This window comes from Desmonostoc muscorum LEGE 12446 (assembly GCF_015207005.2).
In the GTDB taxonomy this organism is placed as follows: Bacteria; Cyanobacteriota; Cyanobacteriia; order Cyanobacteriales; family Nostocaceae; genus Nostoc; species Nostoc muscorum.
Window position 1 is genome coordinate 2,233,990 of sequence record NZ_JADEXS020000001.1, and the last position, 17,260, is coordinate 2,251,249.

17 protein-coding genes are annotated in these 17,260 nt (G+C 39.0%); 11 read left to right on the plus strand and 6 right to left on the minus strand.

The genetic code is table 11. From position 1 onward, the window contains the following. The first annotated feature begins 80 nt into the window (after positions 1-80). The 8 genes from IQ276_RS09710 (at position 81) to IQ276_RS09745 (ending at position 6,797) form a co-directional block, all read left to right on the plus strand. Positions 81-908 carry an SAM hydrolase/SAM-dependent halogenase family protein gene (locus tag IQ276_RS09710; RefSeq protein WP_235115552.1) on the plus strand — a complete coding sequence of 276 codons (828 nt, stop codon included), beginning with the start codon at positions 81-83 and terminating at the stop codon, positions 906-908. Positions 909-1,021: 113 nt separating this feature from the next. Further along, complete coding sequence (locus IQ276_RS09715) at positions 1,022-1,678, plus strand: DUF2301 domain-containing membrane protein (RefSeq protein ID WP_193915705.1); 657 nt, start codon at positions 1,022-1,024, stop codon at positions 1,676-1,678. Next, entirely contained in the window at positions 1,678-2,367 is a 690-nt protein-coding gene (locus tag IQ276_RS09720; protein ID WP_235115553.1) for a YdcF family protein, read from the plus strand. Before IQ276_RS09715 ends, IQ276_RS09720 begins: the two co-directional genes overlap by 1 nt. 330 nt (positions 2,368-2,697) lie before the next feature. Further along, positions 2,698-4,002, plus strand: a complete 1,305-nt coding sequence (locus IQ276_RS09725) for an MBT domain-containing protein (RefSeq protein ID WP_193915274.1) — start codon at positions 2,698-2,700, stop codon at positions 4,000-4,002. Between the two features lie 315 nt (positions 4,003-4,317). Then, entirely contained in the window at positions 4,318-5,436 is a 1,119-nt protein-coding gene (locus IQ276_RS09730) for a phosphotransferase enzyme family protein (protein ID WP_193915276.1), read from the plus strand. After that, positions 5,433-5,969, plus strand: a complete 537-nt coding sequence (locus tag IQ276_RS09735) for a DOMON-like domain-containing protein (RefSeq protein ID WP_193915278.1) — start codon at positions 5,433-5,435, stop codon at positions 5,967-5,969. Before IQ276_RS09730 ends, IQ276_RS09735 begins: the two co-directional genes overlap by 4 nt. Positions 5,970-6,032: 63 nt before the next feature. Next, on the plus strand, positions 6,033-6,236 hold the full coding sequence (locus tag IQ276_RS09740; RefSeq protein WP_193915280.1) for a hypothetical protein: 204 nt from the start codon (positions 6,033-6,035) through the stop codon (positions 6,234-6,236). Between the two features lie 15 nt (positions 6,237-6,251). Then, positions 6,252-6,797, plus strand: a complete 546-nt coding sequence (locus tag IQ276_RS09745) for an HD domain-containing protein (protein WP_190875727.1) — start codon at positions 6,252-6,254, stop codon at positions 6,795-6,797. 130 nt (positions 6,798-6,927) lie between these two features. Here IQ276_RS09745 and IQ276_RS09750 read toward each other — a convergent pair whose 3' ends face one another. Further along, positions 6,928-7,722 (minus strand): aspartyl/asparaginyl beta-hydroxylase domain-containing protein, encoded by a 795-nt coding sequence (locus tag IQ276_RS09750; RefSeq protein WP_193915282.1) that lies wholly within the window; start codon positions 7,720-7,722, stop codon positions 6,928-6,930. Between the two features lie 117 nt (positions 7,723-7,839). On the opposite strand from IQ276_RS09750, the gene IQ276_RS09755 reads away from it, so the two are divergent. Beyond that, positions 7,840-9,348 carry an amidohydrolase family protein gene (locus tag IQ276_RS09755; protein ID WP_193915284.1) on the plus strand — a complete coding sequence of 503 codons (1,509 nt, stop codon included), beginning with the start codon at positions 7,840-7,842 and terminating at the stop codon, positions 9,346-9,348. An 88-nt stretch (positions 9,349-9,436) separates the two neighbouring features. On the opposite strand, the gene IQ276_RS09760 is transcribed toward IQ276_RS09755, so the two are convergent. The 4 genes from IQ276_RS09760 to IQ276_RS09775 form a co-directional block, all read right to left on the minus strand. After that, entirely contained in the window at positions 9,437-10,348 is a 912-nt protein-coding gene (locus IQ276_RS09760) for a DUF4437 domain-containing protein (protein ID WP_235115554.1), read from the minus strand. 100 nt (positions 10,349-10,448) lie between these two features. Beyond that, positions 10,449-10,748: a protealysin inhibitor emfourin gene (locus tag IQ276_RS09765; RefSeq protein WP_193915286.1), complete on the minus strand. Its 300-nt coding sequence runs from the start codon at positions 10,746-10,748 to the stop codon at positions 10,449-10,451. A gap of 182 nt (positions 10,749-10,930) precedes the next feature. Next, positions 10,931-12,010 carry a M4 family metallopeptidase gene (locus tag IQ276_RS09770; RefSeq protein ID WP_193915288.1) on the minus strand — a complete coding sequence of 360 codons (1,080 nt, stop codon included), beginning with the start codon at positions 12,008-12,010 and terminating at the stop codon, positions 10,931-10,933. A gap of 620 nt (positions 12,011-12,630) precedes the next feature. After that, positions 12,631-13,356: a class I SAM-dependent methyltransferase gene (locus IQ276_RS09775; protein ID WP_193915290.1), complete on the minus strand. Its 726-nt coding sequence runs from the start codon at positions 13,354-13,356 to the stop codon at positions 12,631-12,633. Between the two features lie 320 nt (positions 13,357-13,676). Between IQ276_RS09775 and IQ276_RS09780 the strand changes: the two genes are divergently transcribed. Next, positions 13,677-13,955: a BrnT family toxin gene (locus IQ276_RS09780; RefSeq protein WP_193915292.1), complete on the plus strand. Its 279-nt coding sequence runs from the start codon at positions 13,677-13,679 to the stop codon at positions 13,953-13,955. Next, a complete protein-coding gene (locus IQ276_RS09785; protein WP_193915294.1) occupies positions 13,942-14,247 on the plus strand; it encodes a hypothetical protein in 306 nt (101 codons plus the stop codon). Before IQ276_RS09780 ends, IQ276_RS09785 begins: the two co-directional genes overlap by 14 nt. Here the strand turns inward: IQ276_RS09785 and IQ276_RS09790 are convergent. Further along, the gene (locus IQ276_RS09790; protein WP_193915296.1) at positions 14,225-17,203 is read right to left on the minus strand and encodes a type ISP restriction/modification enzyme; all 2,979 of its coding nucleotides are present in this window, start codon (positions 17,201-17,203) and stop codon (positions 14,225-14,227) included. The genes IQ276_RS09785 and IQ276_RS09790 overlap by 23 nt on opposite strands. Between the last annotated feature and the right edge of the window lie 57 nt (positions 17,204-17,260).

The following is a 17,260-nucleotide window of genomic DNA, read 5'->3' on the forward strand; positions in this document are numbered from 1 at the left end:
GTCTTGTATTCTTAACATAGCATAGGTTTTGTAGCTGTTGCTACAGAAATTTTGAATTTTATCCAAATTTTAATCAAATCATGTCTGAGAACCGTATCGGTCAACAACCAGTGGTGACTTTGCTGAGCGATTTCGGCGATCGCGATGTCTATGTAGGGGTGATGAAAGGAGTAATAGCCCAAATCAACTCTCAAATCATGGTGGTAGACTTGACGCACCAAATTCCGCCGCAAGACACAGCCGCAGCCCGGTTTTGTTTGATGAATGCTTACCCCTATTTTCCAGTTGGGACAGTGCATGTAGCAGTGGTAGATCCAGGTGTGGGGAGCAAGCGACGGGCGATCGCAGTAGAATTTGCTCAAGGGTTTCTTGTGGGACCTGATAATGGCATTTTCAGTGGAGTATTAAGTCAAAGTCCGGCGATGTCTACGACGGGCTACGCCTACGCAGCGGTGGAACTCACAAATCTTAACTATTGGCGAACTCCCGAACCAAGCAAGACTTTTCACGGTAGGGATATTTTTGCACCAGTGGCAGCTAATCTTGCCAGTGGTGTCCCACTCGAACAGCTGGGACAAAAAATCGATCCAGCAAGTTTGGTTAAGCTGGATATCGGCGAGTGCAAGCAGACAACAACTGGTGTAGTGGGTTGCATTCAATATATCGATGGCTTTGGCAACTTAGTGAGCAACATTCCTGGAAGTTTCGTCCAAGGTAAAAGCTGGTACGTGCAAGTTGAGCGGTTGAATGTACCAGGGTGTGAAACTTATAGTAATGTCAAAGTGGGAGAGGCAATCGCTTTGGTTGGCAGTCACGGCTGGGTAGAAATTGCCGTCAATAGCGGCAATGCTCATTCACAGTTACAGCTTAATTTACAAGATGCCCTACAAATTTTGTTTTTTGACTGATTTATATCCTAGAGCATAGTTTTGCAGATACCCACATTAAATTCGTCTTATTGCCCATAATAATAAAGGTAACCGTACCACTCGATTAACGAATCATAACTATATTCTTCACTATGACTACGCAAATACTACCTGCACCAGAAGTTTATCAAGGTCAGTTTGGGGAATTTACAATTACCCAGAGCGATCGCACCGGAGTAATGATCTACCGCGCTGGCTTAATGATAGCTGCACTCAGTTTTGCCATCGGTAGCGCTTTGGTTTTGCTCAACAATAACCCAACTGTTTTAAGTGCGCTGACACCTCTATATGCTTGTTTTATTCTGGCTCTTGGTGTAAGTTTATTTACCATTCATATTTACATGGCATCACTACACCGAATGTTGCAAGTTTTTTGGGCGATCGGTACTATCGCATCGCTGATATTGGCACTATCTAGTAGTGAACCTTTGGCTGTTACTGTTTACAATCAGCCTCTTACTTTATTTGGAGTTGGTTTTATCTTCGTTGCTCTGACAGGTATTTATTTTAAAGAAGCTGTTTGCTTCAATCGCCTGGAAACTAAAGTATTAACTCCAATAGTACCATTACTATTGTTAGGACATTTGGTAGGAGTTTTACCAATTCAGTGGGAAAGTGTTTTATTAGGAATTTGGGCAACGTTATTTTTGGTATTTGCTCTGCGAAAGACAGTGCAAGCAATTCCCGCTGATATTGGCGATAAATCTGTATTTACTTACTTGAAAGAACAGCGTTTAGCTAAGGTTTAATGCAGGTAAAAAAACTTAGGCGTCTAAAATTTCCCAAAATCAAACTCGTAAAACGCCAAGAAATATGGACACTTACGGCTCCGGGATGGGCAATTGCGATCGCTGTGATTGCCTATTTAATGTTTTTCAGTATTACTCATGTACATTCATATCTCGCCGTAAGTTCTCCTATCAAATCAGCAGAAATATTAGTTGTTGAAGGATGGCTACCAGATTCTGCTATAGAACAAGCTTTGATTGAATTTCAAAACGGTTCTTATCGTCAAATAATTACTACCGGAGGTTCATTCGGAAGAGGAAATTATCTGACTGAATACAATAATTTTGCAGAAGTGACAGCCGCCACCTTGAAGAAACTCGGTTTACAAGCAGATAAAGTGGTAGCTGTTCCCACACCTTTTGTAGTCAAGGATCGGAGTTATGCCTCTGCTGCTGAATTTTATCGCTGGCTATCCAATTCCAATTTAAAAGTGCGATCGATTAATCTTTTTTCTTTGGACGCTCATACCCGTAGGAGTTGGTTAATTTTCAAAAAACTACTGAATCCTGGCATTCAAGTTGGTGTGATTGCTGCCAAAACCAAAGATTACGATCCAAATAAATGGTGGGGTTCCAGCGAAGGTGTGCGGACAGTTCTTGATGAAATAATTGCTTATACTTATGCCCGGTTTTTGAGTTGGAAAAACTGAAAGTTGTCGGAATTCAGAATTCAGGAGTCAGGAGCCAGAATTCAGATCAGATCCCCGACCTCTTCAAGGATACTTTTGGCAAATCAGGGGTCATACCCTACGATTTTTCGTTATTCCAACAGATGTAGAGATGTGGCAATGCAACGTCTCTTGGCGATCGCCTTCTTGAAAGTTATTTTTTAGCCGATTCTGGGAACTCTATGAATACGGTTCAGTAATTCGCGCAGAGTTAAGCACGAAAGCTGAATTTATAGGTAGCAATTGAGACTGCTTACCTGTGCCAATCTGATCCGTGTTGTAAGAATCGTTTAGAGTTTTGAGGATCGGCTGATGGATAAATCAATTATTCAGTTGGTTGACGAATTACCAACTGACAATATCACTATCAAAGTTTTAAAGGCTCTTGATTACGTAGCGCCAGGTGAATGGAACAATTTGGTGGGGTTTGACAATAACATCCGCGCCATCACTGGAGAAAGCGATCCTCAGGTAATTCAGAAAATCCGCGATCGCGCTGTTGCTTTATATCAAGATCCTCAAAAAGGCTACCAGGCTGCAATCAAACTTTATCAAACAATTGATAAAGCAGATACAGCTATGGCGACGGCGGCTTTAGCTAATAAAGTTGGTGAAAAAATTGGCTTTCTTTCTTTTTTAAGCAAAGTTACTCCCAAAGCTGACGTAACTCAATCGATTGATTTAGTCCTGAAAATCGCCGTTGAAATCATCGCTTTCTGCAAACTAAATGGTATTCCTCAACCTAACCCCCAAGAGTTTGCCAACTCCCTGACTAACAACTATCAAAATGCATCTCTCATGCGGATGGTTGCTTTAGTTTGTCTAGATGGAATTTTGCCCTTAGGGCCAGATTTCTTAAGCAAAATCCACTCAATTATTAGTGGCGCTGATACTAGCGTAGTAGCTCAAAATCCTGTTTTCTTAGCTATTAATAATTCTCTACCAGGTAATAACCCATCTGATAAACTTGGTTTTATTAATCAGGGTTTTAACGCTGTGCAAGGGTGGATGAATAACTTAGTATCCAAAACAGGTATCACTCCGCAATCAATTTCTAGTCATTTGGGTAATTTTATTCAGATTGCTGATGATAATTTAGATTTTGTAGCAGCATTTCTAGACCAAACTACAAACTACTACGAACATACAGGAATTCAAACTGTTGCTCGCAGCGTGATTTTGGAAGCATATCCTTTAGTAAAAGAGGAAATTAAACAACATGCGCAAAAGCCTATTCAAGATGTTTCATCTGCTGTGAAGTCAGATAATAGTCAATATGGAGTCAGCAAAACAGTAGAAGTTTGGGATGGTGATGATGAAGATTGGTATCAAGGAACAATTGAAAAAATCCAAGATGACCAATTTTTTATTCATTACCTTGGTTACGGTTCATCTTATGATGAATGGGTAGGTGGAGATGATATTCGTACTCGCGATCTTTCCTCTGCTGATGGCAATGGATATGCAGTTGGTCAAAAGGTAAAATGTTGGGATGATGACCAAGAAGCTTGGTATTCTGCTACCATTCAGCAAATCCAAGGTCAGCAATACTTTCTTCGCTACGCAGGTTATGACTCATCTTATGATGAGTGGGTTGATAGCGATGAAATTCGCTAAATATTGAATGAATACGGGGCGATGGCGCCCCGTATTAACATACAGTATTTTTCAAAATTCATTATTTAAAAATAATTCTCCAAGTCACAATTCTTTCGCCGAGAGAGAGACGCGATAAATCGCCGTCTCTACAATCATCAATCTTTTGTAGAGACGCGATTTATCGCGTCTGTCGATTTATCGCGTCTGTTACTTTTTGTAGCATTGCCAGAAAAACCCTTTTTAATTACGAATTACAAATTATCTTGATACTTGCGCTACGATATCCCCTATTGCCTTTGTGCAATGTGAGGAGTAGTCAGGTCAAACACGAACATGATAGAAGAATTCAATACACAGGGTGCAGAAAATCTAGTTGCGATCGCCGATCAATTCGCCCGACTGGGAAAGGTTATAAGTACCAAAGCATTCGGTAGTGGTAATATCAATGACACCTTTTTGGTAACTCTAGATTGCTCAAAACAACAGCATTTTGTTCTACAACGCATTAATACACAAGTATTTCATCAGCCAAAATTGATTATGCAAAATATGTGTATCTTCACTGAGCATGTTCGCAAAAAATTACAATCTACTCCTCTAAATCGTCGCTGGGAAGTACCGCAAGTACTACTGACTAAAAACGAACAAGACCACTGGCGAGATGCTGACGGTTCCTTTTGGCGGGCAATTAGCTTTATTGAAGATTCACAATCCTTTGATACCATGCACGATCGCTCACATGCACAAGAAATCGGTTATGCATTGGGAATGTTCCACAATTTGATCAGCGATTTGCCACCAGAAAAACTCGCTGATACCCTCGAAGGATTCCATATTACACCGCTTTATCTTCAGCATTACGATGAAGTTTTAGCAACTACCAAAGTGTGTAAAACTCCTGATGTTAATTATTGCTTGGAATTTGTTAGCGATCGCCAAACCTTTGCACATATCCTCGAAAATGCCAAAGCACAAGGCATTCTACCGCTGCGTCTGATGCACGGCGATCCAAAAATCAATAACGTCATGTTCGACACTGCTACCCAGCAAGCCGTCAGTGTCATAGACCTAGACACCGTGAAACCCGGTCTGGTACATTACGATATTGGCGATTGTTTGCGATCGGGTTGCAATCCGGCTGGAGAAGAAACGCAGAATTGGGAAGATGTTTATTTTGATACCGATTTGTGCCAGGAAATTTTAGCAGGTTATCTTGGTGTGGCTAAGGCTTTTCTGACAGAAAATGACTATGCCTATATCTACGATGCAATTCGTCTCATCACCTTTGAACTAGGATTGAGATTTTTTGCTGATTATTTAGCAGGAAACGTCTATTTCAAAGTGAAGCACCCAGAACATAATTTAGCAAGAGCGATCGTCCAGTTTAAACTCACCGAAAGTATCGAATCCCAAGAAACGCAGATTCGCAAAATCATCAAAGATATTAAATGAATAACCAGACATTTTCCTTGCAACCATTTGTTTCTAGCGAATCCCCAGCGAATTTGCAAATCGCAGGTAATATCAGCCGAAATATTAATCAACTTAGCATCTGTTATACCCTCACAGGTGATTTGAAAGAAATAGCGTTAGCAAAGCCAGCTACACCATCACGCAAGCATCAACTGTGGGAAAATACTTGCTTTGAGTTTTTCCTTGGCATCAAAAACTCTCAACAATATTGGGAATTCAACCTGTCACCCGCCGGAGACTGGAATGTTTATCGTTTTGATGGATACCGTCAAGGAATGCGGGAAGAAACAGCCTTGACAATACTTCCGTTTAATGTTGAAAATCAAACCGATAAATTAGTACTTACTTTGAACATTGATTTGGATAAAATGATTTCGCCAGAACAAATAATTGAAGTTGCCATTACCACTGTTATTAAAAATAGAGATGGTGGCGTTACTTACTGGGCATTAACTCATCGAGGTGCAGAAGCTGATTTTCATTTGCGAGACAGTTTTATTCTTGAAGTGTAAGTTATAGCTGAACTTAGAATGGGAATACTATTAGTGGTTTAGCAATCGAAAAGGCTTGTGAGAATGTCTGATAATTTTCCGTTTCCCAATCCTAGCGAACTACAGCAATGGCACCAGGGTATAAAACAAGCAAACCGCAATAATATTTTCTGTCACTGTCGTAATTGCGGTTATGAATGGATAGATTCAACTTTTGATGTTACTTGTATTAAATGCAGTAGCAAAAATGTAGAAAGTATTTCATCTTGGCAATTTCCAGATGATTAAGTGAGAGTATTAGATATGCAACAAAACTGGTCACAAGAAACTTATATCAAAGCCTTAAATAAAGCAGCACACGCACATCAAGGTCAGAAAATGCCAGGTTCAGAAAAACCTTACATTATTCATTTGAGTTGTGTCTGCATGGAAGTAATTGCTGCCTTAAATGTCGAAAAAAAACGTGACGAAAACCTAGCAATTCAATGTGCTATTTTGCATGACATAATTGAAGATACTGTGACAACCTTCGAGGAAATAAAAACTGAATTTGGTGAAGCGATCGCTAACGGTGTACTTGCATTGACTAAAGATAATTCTTTAGACAAAAATCTGCAAATGACAGATAGTTTACGAAGAATAAAAAAACAACCACCAGAAATATGGATGGTAAAGCTAGCCGATAGAATTACTAACCTCCAAGCACCACCACATTATTGGAATCAAGACAAAATTATTCGATATCGAGAAGAAGGTATTCAGATTTATGAAGCTTTGAAAGATGCAAGTCCGTTTCTCGCGTCACGCTTGGCTAGCAAAATAGAAGACTACAAAGCGTTTATTAAGTAGGGACATATAGGACTACTATTTGATTGCGTTAAAAAATGACCTACACCTCGAAAAAGCTGATTCCCTACTCCCTACCTACGCAAATAATTTCAAAAATCAAAGCGGATTACTATAACAATGCTCATTGGTATCATAGAGCTTTATCCCACTCTAATTGATGAGCTAAACCATACTTAATAAAATCTTCTATTTCAGCTTTATCGCTTTTACCAAAAACACCTAAGCTGTAAGGATTGTCTTGCATACGTTGTGTAACTTGCTCTTTTTCAAATTGCATCACCTCCTCTCTAGACCGATCTGGTTTAAAAAAGTCTATAACCAATACGGTTCTATCATAATCAGTGTAATTATGCGGACAGTGGGGATAGCTGTGATCTAAAACCATGATTTCTCCTTCATGCCAATAAAGCTGTTCATGACATATTTTCATAGCCACATCCCCCTCTGGCACAATTAATCCTAAATAGCCACGATTCATGTGAGGATTATAGTTCACATGTAGCTTGATATCTAGGCCTGGATGAAATGTACCAAAATACGCATTTCTGATGATTTCATCATGATTAAAGTTGACTTTTTCTATTACTTTAGCTAAATTTGTAAAATATTTTTCTCTTAATGCGAGTGCTTTTTGTGATGCATCATCTGACGCAAAATCAGGATATTGTATTTGATGCACTTGGATATATTTTTCAATAAAAAGACCTTGAAATAAAATTCCAAAAGCACTGTATTTGGAATTTCCCTTTGTTTTAATTGTTTTATTTTTAGGACCGAGAACATCGTAAGTAAATGTTAACTCTTCCTGAGATGCATTTTTAATAAAGTGTGTAAACTCATCTCTAATTACTTCCCAGTTATCTTGGAAACTTTTGAGAAAAGGAAATTGCTCTGAGTCTAGATGATATTCATTAAAACTTTCCATTGTCTTTTCTCCTGAAAACGATTTCATAAAAAACTGTTACGCGGTGATGGTATTTGGTCTGCGTCCCGGTAGGATGTGGAAATTCCTAACTAAACTCATTTTAGTGTGAGGTCTACTGTGTCTGAAACTCCCCTATTAGATCGAGTGATCAAAAATGTGCGGGTAGTTCGTCCCCATGATAATGTGATGTCTACGACGGGCTACGCCTACGAACTACTTGATTTAGGAATTAAGGATGGAAAATTTGCTCAGATTGGTTCTTATATTAGCCCAGACACAGCTAAAGAGGTATTTGATGGCAAAAACTTGCTGGGCTTTCCTGGGGTCGTGGATGCCCATATGCACATCGGTATTTATCAGCCCCTCGACAAAGATGCTGTAACTGAAAGCAAAGCAGCGGCAATGGGAGGCGTGACTACCAGCCTAAATTACATCCGTACAGGACAGTATTATCTCAATAAAGGCGGTTCTTATCAAGATTTTTTTCCAGAAGTGTTAGCGTTATCCGCAGGTAATTTTTTTGTCGATTACAGCTATCACATCGCACCAATAGCCAGCCAGCACATTGACGAAATACCTTTATTGTTTGAGGAACACGGTGTATCTTCGTTTAAAATTTTCATGTTTTATGGCGGCTATGGCTTGCATGGTTTGTCAGACCAGCAAAACCTTTTTTTGATGATTAATAAAGAGGAAAGGTACGATTTCGCCCATTTTGAATTTATTATGCGCGGTCTAACTCGCTTGATAGAAAAACATCCCCAAGCGCGAGATACTATCAGCTTAAGTTTACATTGCGAAGTTGCAGAAATTCTTAATGCCTATACCAAAATAGTTGAAAATGATTTTAGTCTTAGCGGACTCCACGCTTACAGTGCAGCGCGTCCACCTCATTCCGAAGGTTTAGCAATTTGCATTGCTTCTTATTTAGCACATGAAACAAACTGTGTAAATATTAATTTATTGCATTTGAGTTCGCGTAAGGCAATGGAAGCAGCTTTGACTATGCAAACTGCTTTTCCTCATATCAATTTTCGTCGAGAAGTTACTGTGGGACATTTGCTATTAGATGTCGATACTCCTAATACAATTTGGGCAAAAGTAAACCCCCCTATTCGTCCCCGTGCCGATGTGGAATATTTATGGCAAGCAGTTCTTAATAATCAAGTAGATTGGATAGTTAGCGACCATGCTTGTTGTTCTGCGGAACAAAAAAGAAGTGTTAAAGATCCTAATAATATTTGGTTAGCAAAATCTGGTTTTGGCGGTACAGAATATTTATTTTCTGGTGTATTTAGTGAAGGTAGTAAGCGAGGAATGTCTTACAACCACATGGCTAAATTACTATCTTGGAACCCATCGCGGCGTTTTGGTTTGTTGGAAAAAGGTGACATTGCTATTGGCTATGATGCTGATTTGGTGTTGATAGACCCGAATGAAAGTTTTGTGGTACATGCAACGGAGTCGGAATCACAACAAGGTTATACACCTTTTGAAGGGATGGAGTTAACTGGAAGGGTAAAAAGTACCTTTTTGCGGGGAAATTTGATTTACAACAATGGAGAGGTTCTAGGTTCACCCATTGGACGGTATTTAAAAAGATATTCTAGTGGTTCATCGCGTTAATTTTGAGGGTTTTAAGGAACGAACCGCAAAGTACGCAAAGTACGCAAAGAAAGAAAAAAGAGGAATTAAAAATGGGTTGAATTGATTTTTATTGGTGTGGATATGATAATACTGTTCCAAGCTTTGACAAATCCCTGTCAACTCGGATAAAGAATAAGCAACCGTCATCTGTTCTGTGCCAAGGAGAAGTTGTAAAGCTAGGACAATAGCCGAAGCAATCTTTTACAAATCGAAAATCTCCAATGTCGCAGTATCCAGCCAAGCAATATGCTTCTTCATTATAAGATTGAATCATTGGATATCTGCCATCATAATGTGGCAAGATAGCAAGCAACCATACTCCACCGCCGTTACTATCTTTTCTGAGGTACTTTTTTTTAGACACCTCAAATTGAACTGTATCCGTCTTACTCCACGGTAGCAATTTGCTATCCAATGCCGGAATAAAATCCCTTAGTCTAGCAAGGGGATGATTATTTAATGCATTTTTATACTCTAATATAACTGAGCCGTTCTCCATCCAGAGAATTTCAACTTCTTCATTGCCTAGCACTTTCCAAGGGCCGATTTTCACACCTGCGGGAATAAAAGAGTAGCCATGCTTGTTTAATTGCCACTCACCTAATTGAATTGCACCCCTCAATACAAAAATTTCTAAATCAGCAGTAAAGAAGCCAGAAGGTGCCTCAAAGTGAGGTGGTAAAACTACTTTTGAAGTGGATGCACCACAGTCATGCCACGTTAGCGATCGCCTACTTCCAAATACTACATCATCTGGCATTCCACTCACTCGCCAATCGTGTTTTTCTGGTACGGCATTTGTATCAAAAAATTGGTACTTGCGAGGTACATACTCTGGGGAGATTGCTGTACGCCTTCCTGATAAATTCATCCGCCCTGTTCCATCTCCGCCCCAATCTTCTTTTACAGATGCTACATGCAAAAAATCATCAATTTGGTTTTCTTGTGCGGAGTTAAAATTTATATTCTCTTCGCCCACGACTTTACATTCTCCTGTTTATATGATTCTCCTTGGGCAATCATTTTTATATTGCGTTGACTGGATTTTTGTCTAAAAATTCAGTTGCTAATTCAGTAAATTACCTTTTTTGTGGTGTGTTTTGTAGCCATTCAATCAGGGGTCTTAAAGTCCCTGGTAATGCTGCTTCGCTAACAGTCACTGTATGCTGCCTACCGTTATCTTCCACTGTTAATTTATATTGAAAGCGATCGCTCTGGGGATTAGGCGAGGTAATTTGTTCAGGTAGCCTAAATAAATCAGCAGCTTCCACTAGTCTCTTAAGGGTGTTGGCTTCGTTTGCTGGGAGTTCGGCTGTATCAACGGTTGTTTTCTTACTGATTCCAGCAAAGCCGCCCGTGCGTTCAAACGATATCCGCATTTTTTTGCTCTCCGTTGTGCTATTTAGTTGGGAGAAATGCAAAGACGGGAGATGACAGTTCTCACCTCCCAGTTTAGCAACAACAAATAGCACAGCTAAAAGTAAAGTTAGGAATTAAGAGTTAGGAGTTAGAAGTTGTGAGTTTTTCTCAACTCCTAACTCCTCACTCCTAACTCCTAACTCTAGATAACCCCTACCTTTTGCCAAGCATTCTGCACGACTTTCTGCTCATTACTGTCATTACCGTAGAGTTCGCCAGCAATTTGAATGGTGACGTTGGCAGCTTTTTTAAAATCTGCTTTGGCACGCAGGCGATCGCGTAAAGCTATGTACCAGATTTTACCAACTGTTTCCCAGGCATAGCCATCAATCTCAACAGCCGCCAGATAAAAGGCATGGTTAGGAATTCCTGAGTTGATATGCACCCCACCGTTATCATCACCGCCAGTATATTTATCTTTCATATGCCCTGGTTGGGGATCTTTACCCAGTACTGAGTCATCATATGCTGTTCCTGGTGCTTTCATGGAACGGATACCGACACCTTTGACAGCAGGTGCCAAAAGACCTTCACCAATAATCCAATCTGCTTCTTGTGCAGTTTGATTTTTGGTCTTTTGTTTCACTAGGGAACCGAAGACATCAGAAAACGATTCATTCAATGCCCCTGGTTCGCCATAATACTGTAAACCTGCTTCGTACTGAGTTACACCATGAGCTAACTCATGTCCAATCACATCAATTGACTTAGTGAAGCGTTGAAACAGTTCTCCGTCACCATCACCATAAACCATTTGGTCGCCGTTCCAAAAGGCGTTATCGTAGTTGACGCCATAATGCACGGTGGAGTCTAAACGCAGACCCTTGTCATCAATGGAATTGCGATCGAATATCTCATAAAACAAGTCATAAGTAGCACCGGCAGCATCGTAGGCTTCATTCACTGCTGCATCACTGCTGGGAGGATCGCCTTCACCACGCACCAGTGTACCAGGAAGTTGCTGCCCACCTTTGGCATCGTAGATAGTACGGCGCTTCTCACCGGGAGAAGGCGCAAATGAGATACTACCTATGATCTCTCTCCGTCCGCGAAGCTGTGCCGAAAGATTTAATGTACGAAAAGCCCAACTCCGCTGCTGGGGATTCCCATTCACTACAACATTTTCCAGCATGTGAGGCGGGACAATACAACAAATTGGGCATCTAGAGTAAAGTGGATGCTCATGCTTAAAACCGGCTAATTTCTTTTTATTTCGAGCCATCCAAGATATTCTCCTTTTGAAACTAAGTGATGGTAAACCAATTTTGGATTTTAGATTTGCGATAGCGCAGCGTTAGCGAGTATTCGAGCGTCGCGTCTTTTGGATTGACCCCGACCACGAGGGTGCGGGGCTTGGAGATTTTAGATTGACGATTTTAGATTTTTCCACTCCATGTGGGGTGGGGCTTGTACCCCAAAAAATCCAAAATCCAAAATCTAAAATTTAAAATTCGGAGGGTAAACAGTGGCTTTAACTCCACTTTTGAAAGAAGCAGAAAAACGAATCCAATCCTCTGCCCCTGGTGTCTTTTTGCAAGCAAATTTTCTACTCTGTATTTTCAGATAACTCTGTGGAGTATGCATAGTACCCTTATGGGGTACTTTTGCTAAATAAACAAGTTCCTTGTTCAATCCCCTAACTTTAGTTAGGAGGTTTCACTCAGCACTACTTCTAAACATAATGCGTTTATATAATAGTTCTTCTCAAGGCAAATAATATTATTTATTGCCGTTTTGTTACTATATTATTACTTAATAATTTGTGAATAATAAAATTCCCGACTTATTAAAAAAGTAGGGAATCTGAACCTTTTATCAATTTCCAATCCGGGCATCCAAAATCTAAAATTTTTGCAGCCAGCCACCAAATACGGTCAAACCGTAATATTTCCAAGGTACTGCCACTGTCTTAAACCCAGCTGTGGTTAACATCTGTAAATGGGCATCTAAAGTAGCTAGCTGGTCTTGACTAGAGTAACCTTGGGTGCTGCTGGTGCCACGTTTGGCGCGAATCTCTGTCAAATTAATTTCCTCTTGAACTGTCCATTCTTCTCGCGCCGTTTTGTAAACATCTAATAAGATTGGTGATTCTGGTAGAAGGGGGTCTGCATTCCAAAAACAACCGTTTTGAATGAGACTAGCAGCAATTTGCCCAAATAACTTCAACTTCATCTCATCCTGAAGATGGTGAATTGCTAAGGATGAAACACAAGCATCAAATTCGCTACCAACATCAAACTTTTCTGGATTATTTGCCCACTCGCCGAAGTCAGCTTCTATACCAGTCCACCGTTGTTGATATCCTGCTGCTGCAATTTTATCTTCGGCAAATTGTAGCATTCGAGATGAGTAATCTAAGGCAATTACTTCAGTATCTGGACAGCGATTGAGTATTTTGAGACTCAGTTCACCTGTACCACAGCCTAATTCTAAAATACGCCGACTTGTGGAAGGTATACAACGGGTAATTACCTCCAACATCTCATCGTATCGCGGTAACAGTTGGCGAATACCAGTGTCGAAGTGAGCAGTGTTAGCGAATACTTCTCCAGGAAATACATTTTGCATGGGACTTAGAATAAATAGACACACTCATCAATATTAATCATCCATCATTACTGAGGTACGTGCTACATCAGTGGGAATCATTTTTAGTCTTATAAAGATTAGACTAAAATATACTCCTGATTAAATCGGGAAGAGAATATAGTTTTGCGCCGAAATCAAATAGAAAAAGAGTTAGGGAAAATTTGGTCATAGATTTTAGTAATATTGCCCATTCGTGTCACAAATAACTGTGGTGCAATCGTCGAATTTAATTATTATCTTTAGCGATTCAAAAACAACGTACAATATTACTAACAAGTCATTGGGGTGGGGGTAATTCTGTGGAATTGAGGTTTGAATGGCATGAAGAAAAAGCCAAAGAAAACCTCAAGAAGCATGGAATTAGCTTTGACGAGGCGAAAACTATATTCAATGACCCCTTTTCCATTACTATCACTGATCTTGAACACTCACTTGCCGAAGAACGATACATTGATATTGGTCTTTCTTCGCGAGGACAGTTACTCGTTGTAGTTTATACAGAACGTCAATCCAAGATTCGCATTATCAGTTGCCGCCAAGCCACAAAAGCAGAACAGAAGGTTTATGAACAAAGCTAATTCTGAGCAGCCTGACATCACAGATAATGATATGCTCCCAGAATACGATTTTACAAATGGTGTTCGTGGGAAGCATTATCAAGCTTATCGACGTGGACATACTGTTACTATTCATCAAGCTGATGACACAACTGTTGTACAGCATTTTACCCTTGAAGATGGAGCAGTGATGCTCGATCCCGATGTACGAGAGTATTTTCCTAATGGAGAAGCTGTCAATCATGCTTTACGCGCATTGATTAGTCTGTTCCCGAAAAATAGCAAATCTGTTACAGCTCAATCTGTTGAATAATCTCCATTGTTTCCACACTGACGGTGCAGACTCTTTGTAGTAAATCTATTACCTGTTCTTTGTAATCTGCAAAGCAATATGTATTGAATTTTTCAGCAATTGTCGGGTCTTTAGGTTTCTTTTCTTTGTATTGATCTAATATCCACTCTAAAGCACAACGGTTGCCAAGGCGATATTCCCAAGCAATTTTTGGGACACCTTCTAAAGTTGTGACATCATCTAAAATAATGGTTCCATTGGCTATATCGGCTTTAAGTTTTGCCTTTGGTGTCCTATTTTTAGCCAAAGACAAATCAATTCGTTTTAAAGGATAGGGTTCGACAGTTTCATAATTGATGTGCAAATCCATCAACTGTTTACCCCAGTTAACCCATTTGTGAAAGCCATCATAGAAGGGTATACGGGGAAATTCTCGTTTCAAATTAAGTTCGTATTTAGTCCGATAGGCGGGATTGTGCAAAACGGAGTAGGTGTAGTAAAAAATATCTAATTTGGTAATTGTGGAGTCATTGTAATGTGTTTGGAATTGTGCTAATCCCCAGTCGGTGATGTTGTCGATGCCTTTCCCATCTTTGTCGTAGCGATAGAGAGGAATACATTGAGAACCACCATTAGTTAAGACATCGGGTATATATTTAATACCAATACAAAAATCAGCCGCATCAATGCCTGATTTTATCCAAATCGCTTTGTTTTCAATACTAGAACTTGGAAAAATTTGAGGTAGTTGATAAGTCATTCCATTAAAATGCTTATCAAAATAAAGATACTTTTTAATAAATGGTCTATACGTACTTCTAACTATTAATCCTTTATCAAAGTTTTTGCTGATACCCCGCTTGAGATAATTATTCAACTCCCTATCCCACTTAATGTCAAACCCCAATTCTTCAGATGTTCTACGTTTGCGTTCATACACATCTACAAAGAACTTCATCCGATTCTCTAATTCTGATTTTGAGAAATCATACACCCATTCATCACGTTGAGTAGCAATTCCTCTAGAAAATAATTTAAATATTGCTTGCTCTCCTTGACCAGATTTGACATTTTTACTGATAATAGGAATAAGGCAATCAAAGTCATTATCTGATAAATTAATCCAGTTACTTTTATCATCTGGATTAATGTGCAAAAACGAAACTTTATCAAATGGTGTTTTAGCTAATAAATTCAGCTTTGCTTCGGCTGAATCTTCTGAAACTTTTGTATAAAAAATTAGACAAGGAACTTTAGTTTTCCCTTGTTTCTTTACCATAAAGCTGATAGCTGTACCAACCTTTACTCCAAAAACACTACCAGATTTATCTCCTGTGCGGATATTTCCACCTAAATCGATAATATAAATTTCACTAAATTCATCTGAAACAACTTTTCTAAATCCGTCAAATGTCTTACTATCAATAAATGAAGAATTAGTAATTAATGCCACTATACCATTTTGACTCAGACGGTCTGATGCCCAGCGCAAAAATCGCACATACATATCGTAAAGCGCAATTTGATTTTGTGCTGTACCACGCTTGATGTATGTTTCTTTAATACGCTTATCTACTTCGGGATAGGCAAGATTTGCGTTATAGTCGTTAAAATTTTCTTGTTTGGCATTATATGGGGGATTGCCCATAATTACAGAAATATCAGTTTCATTTTGTCGTTTAATTCTCTCTGTATTTTCTACACTCATGGCAAACAAATTCATTTGCTTACCTTCAAAAGATGTATGCTCAAGTGTATCAACAAAACATATATTTTTAAATTCTTCATATACACCCATTTTTTGTTTATAGGTGTATTCAATATTCAAGTTAGCAATATAATAAGGTAATATTGCTACTTCGTTGCAGAGAATTTCATGCTTATACTTGTATTCGAGTTTATCTTTGGGTAAATAATCTATTAATTCGGTGATAAAAGTTGCTGTGCCGGTCGCTGGATCTAAAATTTCAATATTTTTATCAGCTAGCAGCTTACCGAAATTTTTGTGAACTAAATAATCTACACTTTCAATCATGAAGCGCACAACTTCATTCGGCGTGTAAACAATACCTAACCTATCAGCTGCTTTCGGATTATATGCTTTGTAGAAATTCTCATAAAGGACTTTTAAAAACTTCTGCTTTTCATGATGATTGTAAATATTCGCAGCAGTTCTTCTAATGACTCCATAGTAACGCTCAATAGTACCAAGAGTATTTTTTTTAGTGCTACCTGTAAAAAAAGTATCGATTATACTTTTTAATTCACGAGCAATATTATTTTCTCGATGAAACTGAGATTCATTGAAGATGCTAATAAAGATATCTTCAGTTAAAATATGCTGAATCATCATTTCTCTAATATCCAGCAAAGTAACTTCAGGATTAATTGATTCTTTGCAGATACCCCAAAATTTAGCCCTCGCTGTTTGAAAAGCCGCGTTTGTTTCGATTTGACTATCGATTAAGTCACGCAAAGCATTTAAAACAGTTGGTAAATCTTCCTTAAAAGTTTCAATTGCCTCACGAAAATCTTTAACTTCTGGGCGAACATAGTTAATAAAATATGTAATTATTCCATCCAACGCGTCAGCATCTTTCATCGGGACGCGCATGGTTTCTTGTCCACCCTGAATTAAAACCGCTGTTTGCGAGTCTTCAAACAGAATGTTACTATCTGGGTAGCCTTTTATGAGCTTTTTGGAAATTTCTTCGTCGAGATTGTCATATTCATCTTTGCTTTCCCAGTAACCCCAATCTAAACGCAAAGCATCTTTAACAGTGCCATCTGGATAAACAAGTTTGCCGCTAGGTGTTTTATAATCTAGTTCAGGAATAAGTCTAAATTCTCTAGGTTTGCAATATTCATTAACTAAGTTTTGAAATGCAACCCGAATCGATGTTTCTTTACGTGAACCGCCATATTGAATAATTCTTTCTACTTCTGTGTGATATTGACTAACCAGAAGTTTGGACATACTTTATCAAACTTTTATAAATTTAAAGTATGTCAAAGTTACCTTCTGTATCACCTA

Excerpts from the sequence above, each read along its gene's own strand:
- IQ276_RS09710 (WP_235115552.1), top strand. The coding sequence starts at position 81 with ATGTCTGAGAACCGTATCGGTCAACAACCAGTGGTGACTTTGCTGAGC.
- IQ276_RS09770 (WP_193915288.1), bottom strand. The coding sequence starts at position 12,010 with ATGGCTCGAAATAAAAAGAAATTAGCCGGTTTTAAGCATGAGCATCCA.
- IQ276_RS09730 (WP_193915276.1), top strand. The coding sequence starts at position 4,318 with ATGATAGAAGAATTCAATACACAGGGTGCAGAAAATCTAGTTGCGATC.
- IQ276_RS09740 (WP_193915280.1), top strand. The coding sequence starts at position 6,033 with ATGTCTGATAATTTTCCGTTTCCCAATCCTAGCGAACTACAGCAATGG.
- IQ276_RS09785 (WP_193915294.1), top strand. The coding sequence starts at position 13,942 with ATGAACAAAGCTAATTCTGAGCAGCCTGACATCACAGATAATGATATG.
- IQ276_RS09735 (WP_193915278.1), top strand. The coding sequence starts at position 5,433 with ATGAATAACCAGACATTTTCCTTGCAACCATTTGTTTCTAGCGAATCC.
- IQ276_RS09790 (WP_193915296.1), bottom strand. The coding sequence starts at position 17,203 with ATGTCCAAACTTCTGGTTAGTCAATATCACACAGAAGTAGAAAGAATT.
- IQ276_RS09715 (WP_193915705.1), top strand. The coding sequence starts at position 1,022 with ATGACTACGCAAATACTACCTGCACCAGAAGTTTATCAAGGTCAGTTT.
- IQ276_RS09725 (WP_193915274.1), top strand. The coding sequence starts at position 2,698 with ATGGATAAATCAATTATTCAGTTGGTTGACGAATTACCAACTGACAAT.
- IQ276_RS09775 (WP_193915290.1), bottom strand. The coding sequence starts at position 13,356 with ATGCAAAATGTATTTCCTGGAGAAGTATTCGCTAACACTGCTCACTTC.
- IQ276_RS09745 (WP_190875727.1), top strand. The coding sequence starts at position 6,252 with ATGCAACAAAACTGGTCACAAGAAACTTATATCAAAGCCTTAAATAAA.
- IQ276_RS09750 (WP_193915282.1), bottom strand. The coding sequence starts at position 7,722 with ATGGAAAGTTTTAATGAATATCATCTAGACTCAGAGCAATTTCCTTTT.
- IQ276_RS09765 (WP_193915286.1), bottom strand. The coding sequence starts at position 10,748 with ATGCGGATATCGTTTGAACGCACGGGCGGCTTTGCTGGAATCAGTAAG.
- IQ276_RS09720 (WP_235115553.1), top strand. The coding sequence starts at position 1,678 with ATGCAGGTAAAAAAACTTAGGCGTCTAAAATTTCCCAAAATCAAACTC.